The organism is Komagataeibacter oboediens (assembly GCF_018491655.1).
GTDB classification, from domain to species: domain Bacteria; phylum Pseudomonadota; class Alphaproteobacteria; order Acetobacterales; family Acetobacteraceae; genus Komagataeibacter; species Komagataeibacter oboediens.
In genome coordinates this window covers 14510-27538 of the sequence record NZ_JABLUU010000009.1, presented here as the reverse complement: position 1 = coordinate 27538, position 13029 = coordinate 14510, and the positions used below count along the sequence as shown (strand labels likewise).

Genomic DNA, 13029 nt, shown 5'->3' with positions numbered 1-13029 from the left:
GTCAGGGGATCCCGATCAGCTTGTGGGTCTGCAATGACAGTCGCCATTGCGGGTGGTGCATGCAGTATGTGACCGCATCAACGGTGTTCTGGGTCCTGAGGGCGTTGTCCATGGGTTGAAGCCAGAACTGCCGGAAATCAAGCCCTGCCACCTGGTCGGGCATCAGGTCGGGTTGGGGAAAGACCAGCTTCAGTTCATGCCCGCGCGTCTGGACCAGTGGCGCACCGGATTTCGGACTGACGCATATCCAGTCGATACCATCGGGCGCGGGCAGAGTGCCGTTGGTTTCCACCGCAATTTCAAAGCCACGCGCATGAACAGCCGCGACCAGCGCGTCATCCAGCTGCAACAGGGGCTCGCCGCCGGTAAAGACGACAAAGGCGGCATCCCTGTCCGGTGCCGGCCACTGCTGCGCAATGGCGTCGGCCAGATCGTCCGGGGTGGCGAAACGGCCCCCACCGGCACCATCCGTGCCAATGAAATCCGTATCACAGAAGCGGCATGTCGCCCGCTCCCGGTCGCGTTCCAGGCCGGACCACAGGTTGCAGCCTGTAAACCGGCAGAATACCGCCGTACGGCCTGCCTGTGCGCCCTCACCCTGCAGGGTGGGGAATATTTCCTTTACGGTATAGGACATGTTCCAGATTTCATACTGCACGCGGCCGGCAGCGGACCCCGCGTGGGAACTGCCCCAGCCGGTCCCGCGCCCGGCTGCGTCGGGTTCAGCCCTGCCTGTGTGATGTATGCATGCCCAGGCGGTCAAGCAACTGCCGGTCACGCAGGGCGGCGGGATTGGGTGTCGTCAGCAGGCGTTCGCCATAGAAAATGGAGTTGGCGCCAGCAAGGAAGCACAGTGTCTGGGCCTCATCGGTCATGTCCTCGCGGCCTGCGGCAAGACGCACGCGGCTGGCGGGCATGGTGATGCGGGCGGCGGCAATGGTGCGGACGAATTCGATCGGGTCGACCGTTTCGTCAGACCTGTCCGCCAGCGGCGTCCCCTCCACCCGGACCAGCATGTTGATCGGCACGCTTTCGGGGTGGCGGGGCAGGCTGGCCAGCGCCGCGATCATGCCAGCGCGGTCCGTGCTGTCTTCCCCCATGCCGACAATGCCGCCACAGCAGACATTGATCCCGGCATCGCGCACGTTTTCCAGCGTGTCCAGCCGGTCCTGAAAGGTACGGGTGGAAATGATGTCGCCATAATATTCGGGCGAGGTGTCGATGTTGTGGTTGTAGTAATCCAGCCCGGCGGACTTCAGTTTGTGTGCCTGCGTGTTGTCGAGCATGCCCAGCGTCACGCAGCTTTCCAGTCCCAGCGCCTTGACGCCTTCGACCATGGCGCACACGGTATCCAGGTCATGGTCCTTGGGGCTGCGCCATGCGGCCCCCATGCAGAAGCGCGCGGCCCCGGCAGCCTTTGCCGCACGGGCTTCCTTCAGCACTTCTTCCACCGCCATCAGGCGGCTGGCCTTGACGCCGCCATCTTCATGCATGGCGCTCTGCGGGCAGTAGGCACAGTCTTCGGGGCATCCGCCGGTCTTGATCGACAGCAGGGTGGAAATCTGCATTTCCGTGGGATCGAAGCGGGCGCGATGTACCGTCTGCGCCCGATAGATCAGGTCCGGGAACGGCAGGGCCATAAGGGCCGCGACTTCATCACGCGTCCAGTCTGTCCTTATGGGGGGCAGGCTGGTGGCCCCGGCGTGCATGGACAGGGTGTCCGGGCTGCTCCCATCGGGCATCGGTCTGGATCCTCTGGTGGTCAGGTGGAAAACGCTTCCGGCTGTGCCATACAAAACCGGCGATGACCATACTTTTATTATTATGGGGCCATCGCCGGAACGGGGGATCAGCCCAGCACGCGCGCCAGTGTCGTGCCCAGTTCGGCGGGGCTGGGGGCGACATGAATGCCCGCTTCACGCAGGACCTCGATCTTGGCGCTGGCGGTTTCGTGTCCGCCGGTAATGACGGCGCCCGCATGGCCCATGCGGCGGCCCGGGGGGGCGGTGGCGCCTGCAATGAAGCCCACCACCGGCTTGCGTGTGCCGCTGGCGCGGATCAGTTCGGCACCCTCGATTTCGGACGTGCCGCCGATTTCGCCGATCATGACGATGGAATGCGTATCCGGGTCCGCGATCATGCGTTCCAGCACATCGGTAAAGTCCATGCCCTTGACCGGGTCACCGCCAATGCCGACGCAGGTGCTCTGCCCCTGCCCGATGGCGGAGGTCTGGGCCACGGCCTCATAGGTCAGGGTGCCCGAGCGCGAGACGATGCCAACATGGCCCCGGCGGTGGATCGGACCGGGCATGATGCCGATCTTGCATTCATCGGGGGTGATGATGCCGGGACAGTTCGGACCGACCAGCAGGCTGTCGGAACGTTCAAGGGCGGCACGCACGCGCACCATGTCCTGCACCGGAATGCCTTCGGTAATGCACACGATCAGCGGGATACCGGCGGCGATTGCCTCAAGGATCGCATCCGCCGCACCGGCGGGCGGCACGTAGATGACGGAGGCGTCGGCCCCCGTGGCCTCACGCGCCTGCGCCACGGTGTCGAATACCGGCAGGCCAAGATGCAGGCTGCCGCCCTTGCCCGGCGTGACGCCGCCGACCATGCGGGTGCCATAGGCAATGGCCTGTTCGGTATGGAAGGTGCCCTGCGCGCCGGTAAAGCCCTGCGTGATCACCTTGGTGGACTGGTTGACGAGAATGGACATTCACTCAGGCTCCCGCATTACGGACGGCGGATACGATCTTGCGGGCGGCATCGCCCAGATCATCGGCGGGGATGATGGTCAGGCCGGATTCAGCCAGCAGCGCCTTGCCGCGTTCGACATTCGTGCCGGCCAGGCGCACGACCAGCGGCACGTTCAGCCTGGTTTCGTGCGATGCGGCGATAATGGCCTCCGCAATCACGTCGCAGCGCATGATGCCGCCGAAGATGTTGACCAGAATGCCGCGCACCTTTGGGTCACCGATCAGGATACGGAAGGCTGCCGCCACCCGTTCCTTGGACGCGCCGCCACCGACATCAAGGAAGTTGGCGGGTTCCTCGCCTTCCATCTTGATGATGTCCATCGTTGCCATGGCCAGGCCCGCGCCGTTGACCATGCAGCCGATATTGCCATCCAGCCCGACGTAGGCCAGCCCGTATTCGGCGGCTTCACGCTCACGCGGGTCTTCTTCATGCACGTCGCGCAGTCTGGCAAGGTCAGGGTGGCGGAACAGTGCGTTCTCATCGAACGACATCTTGGCGTCCAGCGCCAGCAGGTCGCCCGCCCCGGTCACGACCAGCGGGTTGATTTCCACGATCGCGGCATCAAGGCCGGTAAAGGCGTTGTAGGCGGAACGCACGACGTTCTGGAACGCTCTGATCTCGCGCCCCTTCAGGCCAAGGCGCACGGCCACGTCGCGTGACTGGTAATCACACAGGCCCTTGGCCGGGTCGATATATTCCTTGAGGATGCGTTCAGGCGTGCGGGCCGCCACGTCCTCGATCTCCATGCCGCCATCGGGGGAGGCAACAATGACGATCTGGCCGGTGCTGCGATCAACCAGCATGGAAAAATACAGTTCGCGCGCGATGTCGCAGCCGGATTCGATATACAGCGTGCGGACAAGGCGGCCCGCGGGGCCGGTCTGCTTGGTGATCAGCACTTCGCCCAGCATGGCCTGTGCCGCGTCAGTCACGTCGTCTGCGCTGCGGGCCAGGCGCACGCCGCCCTTGCCCTCGGGCTTGCCCGCGAAATGCCCGGCGCCGCGGCCACCGGCGTGGATCTGCGCCTTGACCACGGTAACGGGCGCGTCCAGGGCGCTGGCGGCGGCGGCAGCTTCCGCAACGGTGGTGGCGGCACGTCCTTCAGGCACGGGCATGCCGTAGGAGCGCAGAAGCGCCTTTGCCTGATATTCGTGAATATTCATTTTGGCGACCCAATCTGTCGTTCTTATTGGCGGTGTCGGGCTACGCCCCTAGCACGATATGGCCCCGGAATGACAGGGGTGGGATGGATGCGGGATTGGCGTAATCATGAAACATGTGTCATGTCCTCTCCAGCAGTGGCACGCGCGGCGCGCCGTCATGGAGAAAATGCAGAAGACAGGTAGCGATGAAACACTGGCGCATTGAACAGATGAACTGGGACCGTTTCGATCCGCGACGTGTGGACCCTGACATTGTCCCCTTGGTCAAGGCCGCATCGGTCGTGGAACGGAATGGCCTGGATTATGCCTGTTATCTGAAGAACGTGTTCGCCGATGACCCCGATTTCAGCAGGGCGGCGGATAACTGGGCGCAGGAAGAGGTCCAGCATGGCGACGCGCTGGGCCGGTGGGCCATGCTGGCGGACCCGTCATGGGACTACATGGCGGCGTTTGACCGGTATCGGCAGTCCTACAGGCTGGATCTGGATGTCGATGCCTCCATCCGCGGGTCGCGCACGGGGGAACTGATTGCGCGCTGCATGGTGGAAACAGGAACATCGTCATTCTATACCGCACTGGCTGATGCGACGGACGAACCGGTGCTCAAGGCGATATGCCGCCAGATTGCGGCGGATGAATACCGCCATTTCAAGCTGTTCTATGACCATATGCACCGCTACCTGCGGCGCGAGCACCTTGGGGTATGGCAGCGCACGCGCATTGCGCTGGGACGGGTGACGGAAAGCGAGGATGACGAACTGGCCTCTGCCTTCCATACCACCAATGAACCCAGCACCGTGCCCTATGACCACAAGCGCTGCATTGCCGCCTACATGTCGCGCGCGCTGCGGTTTTACCAGCCGCGCCATGCCGTGCGGGTGACGGGCATGATCCTCAAGACCATCGGCTGGACGCCGCACGGGCGGCTGCATGCGCTGATCGCGCGGGCGGTGTATCGCCTGCTCATGATGCGCCAGCGCAAATTTGCGCGGGTCATGGCCTTGGCCTGAGCGCATCCACACGACAGACAGGAATGAAGACAGACATAATGAAGTTTCGGGACATGAAGACGGGGTATCTTGCCCTTCTGGCGGCAGGCTGTCTGCTTGTGGCGGGTACGGCGCGGGCGGATGCACCCGCCGCCCCCGATACGGCGGGGACGGATACACCGCCCGAAGCCCAGATCAGCGACGCCGCCCATGCCGAGAGGCTGATCGCATCCCAGGTCGGACTGCTGCACTTCACGGCACCCACGTTCCATCAGGGCACGGTGCGGCATATCGTCATGTTCCGGTTCCTGCCCACCATTACCGATGCCCAGCGCGCAGAGGTCGTACGCCGCTTCATGGCGCTGCGCCAGATTTCCCGGCGCAGCGATGGCAGCCCCGTCGTCACCTCCATCGAGACGGGGGCGCAGATGAGTGGTGAAGGTCTGGATGAAGGGCTGCAGCAGGCCTTCGTGGTCACATTCCGTTCGGAAGGCGACCGCAATTATTATGTCGGCCGTCCCGTCGTGACCGATCCGGCCTATTTCGATCCTGCGCACGAAGCCTTCAAGAAATTCGCGGCCCCCTTCATCGTCAGCACCCTCGTGTTCGATTATGCCCTTCCTTCCGCGCATCCCCAGCCCAAGGCCCCGGTCCGGACCGGTCGCCTGCGCGTGCCCCTGCAGCAGGGCTGACACGCCGGGCACATTCCCATCAATGGAGTAAGATTACATGACAACCGTGACCCTGGGTCATCTGGACAACACCCTGCAGCAGGCATCGGCGGCGGCCGTGGCGCGCGTGCTGGAAGCCTATGAACTTGAAATCGAATATGTCGTGTCTGCCCGTGACGAAATGGTGGAACACATGCGCCGTGGCGACGTGGACCTGTTCGTGTCCGCATGGCTGCCGGATGTCGATGCGGCCTTCCTTGCCCCCGATCTGGGCATGGAGGCGTTTGGCCAGCTCTACCGTCCCGCCTTTGGCTGGTGCGTGCCCGAAGCAGCGGCAACCGGCATCACGTCGGTGGCCCAGCTGGCGGGCGAGGGCTGCCCCATCGGCCGTGAGATCATGACCCCGGAATCCATCCTTGACCGCGTGCGTCAGGTTGTCGCCGCCTACAACCTGACGGAAGCGGGATACACCATCGCCAGCCGTCCCGACGCGGAAGCCTGTGACCACGCGGCCCATATCCTTGCCGGTGGCCTGCCCGAAATCATCCCGACCTGGCAGCCGTCCTTCTTGCATTACGGGCAGCGCCTTGTGCAGCTGGATGACCCGAAGGGGACGTTCGGGGCTGAACAGGACGCCCGCATCCTGCTGCGTTCCGCCATCAGGGGGGACATGGATCAGGATCTGCTGGACGAACTGGATGAACTGACGCTGGGGAACAAGGTGGTCAGCGCGCTGGATCATGCCATGCGTTTTGACGGCATGAGTGCCGATGAGGCGGCCGAGGCATGGCAGCGCGGCAAGCTGCTGCCGCGCTGAGGCCCCGTCATGAGCCAGCATGAAACCGATGCCCTGCCCGCCCATGATGCACGTGATGCAGGCCTTCAGGCCCAGTACGAGCAGTATCCCTATCCCGCCCGCGACCCGCGTGAGGAAAAGAGCCGTCTGCTGATCGGCAGTCCCAGCCACCTGCGCGAAATCGATTACTGGGTGTTCGGGGCCACCCGGCCGCAGTCAGTGCCCCTGCGGGTTCTGGTGGCCGGGTGTGGCACGGGGGACGGGGCCATCATGCTGGCCACCCACATGGCGCGCGCGGGACGGGCGGGGGAGGTGCTGTGCCTGGACCGTTCCACCGTGGCGCTGGAAACGGCGCGGGCACGGGCGCAGGTGCGTGGTCTGGAAAACATGCGCTTCGTGCGTGGCGACCTGACCAGCCTTGCTTCGGTTGCGCCCGGACCGTTCGACTATATCGACTGCTGTGGCGTACTGCATCACCTGCCTGACCCGGATGCCGGGCTTGCGGCGCTGGAGGGCGTGCTGGCCCCCGGTGGGGGGATGGGCCTCATGGTCTATGCCCCATACGGGCGTACGGGCGTGTACATGCTGCAGGACGCGCTGGAGCGGCTGGCCCCGGTGGCGGATGCGCCGGGGCAGCGGTTGGACGTGGCGCGCCGCGTCATGCGGCACCTGCCCGCCACGGCATGGCTGCGGCAGAATGGTAATTTTGGTGATCATCTGACCGGGGGGGATGCGGGGCTGTATGACCTGCTGCTCAACCCGCGTGACCGTGCCTATGACATCACGGCCTTCCATGGCCTGCTGGACCGCGCGGGGCTGGCTGCCACGTGCCTGATGGAACCGGCCCGTTACGATCCCGCCCTGCTGCTGCCTGACCCGCGCCTGCGCGACCGGATTGCGGCACTGCCCGAACGCGCACGTCAGGCCGTGGCGGAGGACGTGGCGGGTAACATGGCCACCCATGTCGCCTATGTCCGCCGTGCGGGCGAGCCCGTGACCCGTGCTGACGCCATGGCGGCGGATGCGGTGCCCGTCATGCGTGAAATCCCGGGCATCGAACTTGCCCGTATGATCGGCGGCAACGACCGGCTGCCGTTTGCTTTTGGCACGTTGCAGGTTGCAATCGCCGTGCCGCCGCAGACGCGCGGTATCCTGCCCCTGATCGATGGGGAGCGCACGGTGGGCGAGATCGGAGCGATCATGGAAACGCGCGGCCTGTCCGCCAGCCGCTTTGCAAAGGTCTGGGAACAGGTCTTCACCACGCTGGAATCGCTGAACCGGGTGCTGCTGCGCGCACCGCGCTGACCATGGTGGACCATGCGCTGCCGGTCGTCATATTCGGCGCGAAGCTGAAACCTGACGGCACGCCCACGCGCACGTTGCGGCTGCGGGTGGCGGCGGCGCATGCCTTTGGCACGCGGCAGGGCAGGGTGATGTACGTGCCCACAGGAGGTCCCTCACCACCCTCGGGGCGGAGGGAGGCGGCCGTCATGGCCGATATGCTGCATGCCGCTGGTGTCCCGCCTGACAGCGTGGTGGTGGAGGATACGGCACCGGATACGCTGGCCTCGGTCATCCGGTGTTCGGCGCTGTTGCGGCGGCGGGGACATGCAGGGCCGGTGGCCGTGGCCAGCAGTGCCTACCACCTGCCGCGCTGCCTGCTGCTCATGCGTATGATGGGATGGCGTGTGGTGCGTGTTCCCCCGCCCCCCGTGCCTGCTGCCCGTGGTGTGGGCAGGCGGTGGTTCTGGCGGCTACGCGAAGGGGCGGCGCTGCCTTGGGATGCGCTGCTGCTGGCCGGTTACCGGCTACGCGCATGGCGGGATGGTGATTGACACTGCCTGCCGCAACCCGCATCACGCGGATGAACCGAAAAACAATATGAGTGTGGATGGAAGTCATGCCTGTGCAAGCCTTTGTTTTCCCCGGTCAGGGAAGTCAGTCTGTTGGAATGGGACGCGATCTGGCCGAGGCATTCGCCCCTGCGCGGGAAGTGTTCCAGGAAGTGGATGACGCGCTGGGACAGCATCTCTCGAAACTCATGTTCGATGGCCCGATGGAGGACCTGACCCGCACTGACAATGCCCAGCCCGCGCTCATGGCGGTCTCGCTTGCCGTCCTGCGGGTGCTGGAGCGCGAGGGGGGCGTGGACCTTAAACGGGACGTAGCGCTGGTAGCCGGGCATTCGCTGGGCGAATATTCGGCCCTTGCGGCGGCAGGCGCGCTGGGTGTGGCCCAGACGGCCCGCCTGCTGCGCCTGCGCGGCAATGCCATGCAGAAGGCCGTGCCGCCGGGCATGGGGGGCATGGCGGCCCTGATCGGTGTGGGCATGGATATGGAACGCGCCACCAGCCTGTGCGCGGAAGCCGCGACCTTTACCGATGACGCGGGGAAGGTCCATACGCAGGTACTCGAGGTCGCGAACGACAATGGCGGCGGCCAGGTGGTCGTGGCGGGGGAAATGGCGGCAATTGACCGCGTGATCGCGCTGGCCAAGGCGCAGGGTGTCAAGCGCGCGCTCAAGCTGCCGGTGTCCGCCCCGTTCCACTGTTCGATGATGGCCCCTGCGGCGGAGGAAATGCGCGCGGCGCTGGCCGATACCGACATCAAGGTGCCGGTCGTGCCCGTGGTGGCGAACGTGACGGCGGCCAAGGTTACGGATCCGGCCACGATCCGCGACCTGCTGGTGCGTCAGGTGACCGGCACCGTGCGCTGGCGTGAAAGCGTGGATGCGATGGTGGCCATGGGTGTCGACAGCTTTGTCGAAATCGGTTCGGGCAAGGTGCTGTCGGGTCTGGTGAAGCGGATCAATGGCAATATGGCCACCCGCCCGGTCGGAACCCCGGCCGATATCGAAGCCTATCTGGCCGCGCGCTGAGAGAGGCGTCTGTCCTGCGGCCCCGGCCGTGGGATCGTGTTTTGTTGATGGATACCGAAGGGAACGGACAGGTCATGTTCAGGCTGGACGGAAAGGTTGCTCTGGTTACCGGGGCATCGGGTGGAATCGGGCGCGAGATAGCGCGCGCACTGCATGCACAGGGTGCGGTCGTGGTGCTGTCGGGCACCCGGCAGGCGGTGCTGGAAGACGTGGCGGCATCCATCGGCGCGGAAGGTGGCGCGGACCGGCTGCATGTCTGCCCCGCTGACCTGTCGGATGCGGCGGCGGCTGACGCGCTGGTCGCCTGCGCCGAGGAAAAGGCCCGTGCGCCACTGGCCATTCTGGTCAACAATGCCGGGCTGACGCGTGATACGCTTGCGATTCGGATGAAGGACGAGGACTGGAGCCGTGTGCTGGACGTTGATCTGGCCGCCCCCTTCCGGCTGTGCCGCGCGGCCCTGAAGGGCATGCTGCGCCGCAGGGCGGGGCGGATTGTCAACATCGCTTCCGTCGTGGGGGTGACGGGCAATGCGGGGCAGGCCAATTACGCCGCCGCCAAGGCCGGGATGATCGGCATGGGCAAGTCGCTGGCGCAGGAAGCGGGCAGCCGTGGCGTGACCGTCAATACCGTGGCGCCGGGCTTCGTGCAGACCGCCATGACCGATGTCCTGCCGGATGCGCAGAAGGAAAAGCTGGTCGGATCCATTCCCCTTGGCCGCATGGGCCAGGCGACGGACATCGCCCCGGCCGTGGTTTACCTTGCCTCGGACGAGGCCGGGTGGGTCACCGGGGCCACAATCCACGTCAACGGCGGCATGGCGATGGTCTGACAGATGTGATATTTTGCTGGACAGCAGGCCGGAAGTGACAAAAAAGATAGTCCTGACAGCCGCGCTGTCCCCTTAATTGCGGGGCAAGCAGACAGGAAATGCATTCGCCGCCTTGGCGATCGCATCAAAACCGTGCTAATCGCCCGCAGCTTCGTCCGAAGCGGGCTGGTGTGCAACACTGGTTTGCAGGGACGTTACACGACGAACACGTTTCGAACCGCCCGTTTCTTTCAGGGGCAGACAGGAAGCAGAGACAGATGAGCGAAATCGCCGATAAGGTTAAGAAGATCGTAGTCGAGCACCTTGGTGTGGACGAAAGCAAGGTTACCCCCGACGCCTCTTTCATCGATGATCTGGGCGCGGACAGCCTGGACACGGTTGAACTGGTCATGGCGTTTGAGGAAGCGTTCAGCGTCGAGATCCCCGAAGACGCAGCCGAAAAGATCACGACCGTGAAGGACGCGATCGACTACATCGAGAAGCAGAAAGCTGCCTGATCGGTCTGTTTCCGATCATAATTACACGAATTCAGTCAGGTATCGTTACTTTCAGGAGCAGGACGGGTTGATGCAGTCTACCGGATTAACGTCTGGACAGCGGCGCGTTGTCGTAACCGGTATGGGCATTGTCAGCCCTCTCGGACTGGGTGTGGAGCGGAACTGGTCACGCCTTGTGGCCGGGGAAAACGGCTTTGGCCGCATTTCTTCGTTCGACGCGTCCGACCTGCCGGCACAGGTTGCGGGTGAAGTGCCCGCAGGGCCAACGGAAAGTGGCGGCCTGACCCTTTCGGACTGGATACCGGTCAAGGACCAGAAAAAGATGGATCGTTTCATCCATCTTGGTCTTGTCGCCGCGACCGAGGCGGTCGAGGATTCGGGCTGGAAGCCGGAATCGGAAGAAGACCGCTGCCGCACCGGCGTCATGATTGGCGCGGGTATCGGTGGTCTACAGACCATTTACGAGGCATCCGTGACGGTGAAGGAAGGGCGGGCGCGTCGCCTGTCGCCTTTCTTCATTCCGTCCGCCCTGATCAATCTGGTCTCGGGGCATGTCTCCATCAAATACGGATTCAAGGGACCGAACCATTCGGTTGTTACGGCCTGCGCCACGGGTGTGCATGCCATTGGCGACGCGGCCCGCATGATCATGCTGGGTGATGCGGACGTCATGGTTGCCGGTGGCGCCGAAGCCGCCGTGTGCCCCCTGGGCATTGCGGGTTTCTGCTCCGCCAAGGCGCTGTCCACCCATTTTAACGACACCCCGGAAAAGGCATCCCGTCCGTGGGACCGTGACCGCGACGGTTTCGTGATGGGTGAAGGTGCCGGTATCGTGGTGCTGGAAGAATACGAACACGCCAAGGCTCGTGGCGCCAAGATCTATGCCGAGGTCATCGGCTACGGTATGTCTGGTGACGCGCACCATATCACGGCCCCGGCAGCAGGGCATGAAGGTGCCTTCCGCGCCATGCAGAACGCCATGCGCAGCGCGGGCCTGACGCCTGCTGATATCCAGTATGTCAACGCCCATGGCACATCAACCATGGCCGATGACCTGGAACTTGACGCGGTTGAACGCCTGTTTGGTGATGACGCGCGCAATCTGGCCATGTCGTCCACCAAATCTGCCACGGGGCACCTTCTGGGTGCGGCTGGTGCTGTGGAAGCGATCTATTCCATCCTGGCCATTCGCGACAATGTCGCGCCGCCAACGCTCAATCTGGATAATCCGTCGCGTGAAAGCGTGATCGACCGGATTGCGCACACGGCACAGGAACGCAGGATCGATACGATCCTGTCCAACAGTTTCGGGTTTGGCGGAACCAATGCCAGCGTGATCCTGCGCGGCGTGTGAAACCGGGGCGCCTGCGGCGCCCTTTTCATTTCAGGAATATCTCAGGAGTAAGGAGAGGGCGTGCGCAGGGTTCTGGCTGCACTTGGACTGGTATTTCTGGTGCTGGTCGTGTCTGCTCTGGGTATCGTCTTTGTCGGGGTGCGACAGTATGAAGCCCCGGGTCCCCTGATTGAACAGCGTACGGTCGTCATTCCGCACGGTGGCACGGAACAGGTCCTGCTAACATTGCAGCAGGCGGGTGTTCTGGATACCGGAATGCTGACCCGGAACGTGTTTGAAGCCGCAACGGCCCTGACCCGCGTGGATGGGGCATTTCATGCTGCCGAACTGGTTTTCCCCGCCCATGCGTCCATACAGCAGGCGTTGTTCGTGCTGCGTCATGGCAGGCCGGTGGTGCACAGGCTGACGGTGCCCGAAGGCCTGTCCGCGATCCAGATTGCAAACCTGCTGGAACATGCACCGTATATGGATGGCAGCTTTCCGTTTCCTGCCGAAGGGTCGGTCATGCCGCTGACCTATGATTATGAATGGGGCATGCCGCGGGCGCAGATGCTGTCCCGTATGCAGCATGCCATGGATCGTGCGCTGGATCAGGCATGGGAGGGGCGGGACGTGGACCCCACCATCATGAACCGCCAGGACCTGCTGGTTCTGGCTTCCATGATCGAACGGGAGACAGGAAACCCGGCGGAACGACCAATGGTGGCGCGCGTATTCCTGAACCGCCTGCATCAGGGCATGAAACTGCAATCCGACCCGACCGTGGTGTACGGGCTGAATCAGGGGGCCGGACCACTGGGCCATGCCCTGTCACATGCCGACCTTATGCAGCCTACGGCTTATAATACGTATGTGATTGCGGGGTTGCCGCCGGGGCCCATCTGTTCACCGGGGCAGGCTGCGCTACAGGCGGCAGCCCACCCGGCGCCTGGTGATCAGTTGTATTTTGTGGCGAATGGCCATGGTGGCCACGATTTTGCGGCGACGCTGGGGGATCATAACCGCAATGTATCCGCATATCGGGCCGGCAGGCATGCGCAGGCAGTTGCCCCCCGGTAAGGGGGGCTGCCTGGCTGTTGCGATGGCTG

Annotated in this window: 14 protein-coding genes; 10 read left to right on the top strand and 4 right to left on the bottom strand. The window is 64.0% G+C overall.

The genetic code is table 11. From position 1 onward, the window contains the following. Position 1: 1 nt before the first annotated feature. From queE to sucC, 4 genes are all read right to left on the bottom strand, one after another. On the bottom strand, positions 2-637 hold the full coding sequence (gene queE / locus HNO79_RS09175) for a 7-carboxy-7-deazaguanine synthase (RefSeq protein WP_214165195.1): 636 nt from the start codon (positions 635-637) through the stop codon (positions 2-4). An 85-nt stretch (positions 638-722) separates the two neighbouring features. Continuing rightward, the gene (gene bioB, locus HNO79_RS09170; protein WP_010514538.1) at positions 723-1742 is read right to left on the bottom strand and encodes a biotin synthase BioB; all 1020 of its coding nucleotides are present in this window, start codon (positions 1740-1742) and stop codon (positions 723-725) included. Positions 1743-1849: 107 nt separating this feature from the next. Beyond that, entirely contained in the window at positions 1850-2722 is an 873-nt protein-coding gene (gene sucD, locus HNO79_RS09165) for a succinate--CoA ligase subunit alpha (protein ID WP_214165194.1), read from the bottom strand. Positions 2723-2726: 4 nt separating this feature from the next. Continuing rightward, entirely contained in the window at positions 2727-3926 is a 1200-nt protein-coding gene (gene sucC / locus HNO79_RS09160; protein ID WP_010514536.1) for an ADP-forming succinate--CoA ligase subunit beta, read from the bottom strand. 185 nt (positions 3927-4111) lie between these two features. Here sucC and HNO79_RS09155 point away from each other — a divergent pair, with 185 nt between their 5' ends. From HNO79_RS09155 to mltG, 10 genes are all read left to right on the top strand, one after another. Then, complete coding sequence (locus HNO79_RS09155; protein ID WP_010514535.1) at positions 4112-4936, top strand: acyl-ACP desaturase; 825 nt, start codon at positions 4112-4114, stop codon at positions 4934-4936. Between the two features lie 53 nt (positions 4937-4989). Continuing rightward, on the top strand, positions 4990-5607 hold the full coding sequence (locus HNO79_RS09150) for a Dabb family protein (protein WP_048855311.1): 618 nt from the start codon (positions 4990-4992) through the stop codon (positions 5605-5607). Positions 5608-5644: 37 nt separating this feature from the next. Further along, positions 5645-6403 (top strand): glycine betaine ABC transporter substrate-binding protein, encoded by a 759-nt coding sequence (locus tag HNO79_RS09145; protein ID WP_214165193.1) that lies wholly within the window; start codon positions 5645-5647, stop codon positions 6401-6403. Positions 6404-6412: 9 nt separating this feature from the next. Beyond that, a complete protein-coding gene (locus HNO79_RS09140; protein WP_048855313.1) occupies positions 6413-7687 on the top strand; it encodes a class I SAM-dependent methyltransferase in 1275 nt (424 codons plus the stop codon). A gap of 2 nt (positions 7688-7689) precedes the next feature. After that, positions 7690-8217, top strand: coding sequence for a YdcF family protein (locus HNO79_RS09135; protein ID WP_214165192.1), 528 nt, complete (start codon positions 7690-7692; stop codon positions 8215-8217). Between the two features lie 65 nt (positions 8218-8282). Next, positions 8283-9260 carry an ACP S-malonyltransferase gene (gene fabD, locus HNO79_RS09130; protein WP_214165191.1) on the top strand — a complete coding sequence of 326 codons (978 nt, stop codon included), beginning with the start codon at positions 8283-8285 and terminating at the stop codon, positions 9258-9260. A 74-nt stretch (positions 9261-9334) separates the two neighbouring features. Then, on the top strand, positions 9335-10090 hold the full coding sequence (gene fabG / locus HNO79_RS09125) for a 3-oxoacyl-[acyl-carrier-protein] reductase (RefSeq protein WP_214165238.1): 756 nt from the start codon (positions 9335-9337) through the stop codon (positions 10088-10090). 257 nt (positions 10091-10347) lie between these two features. Then, positions 10348-10587, top strand: coding sequence for an acyl carrier protein (locus HNO79_RS09120; RefSeq protein ID WP_003618476.1), 240 nt, complete (start codon positions 10348-10350; stop codon positions 10585-10587). Positions 10588-10657: 70 nt separating this feature from the next. Then, positions 10658-11941 carry a beta-ketoacyl-ACP synthase II gene (gene fabF, locus HNO79_RS09115; protein WP_082071038.1) on the top strand — a complete coding sequence of 428 codons (1284 nt, stop codon included), beginning with the start codon at positions 10658-10660 and terminating at the stop codon, positions 11939-11941. Between the two features lie 60 nt (positions 11942-12001). Continuing rightward, positions 12002-13000, top strand: a complete 999-nt coding sequence (gene mltG, locus HNO79_RS09110; protein WP_214165190.1) for an endolytic transglycosylase MltG — start codon at positions 12002-12004, stop codon at positions 12998-13000. Positions 13001-13029: the final 29 nt, after the last annotated feature.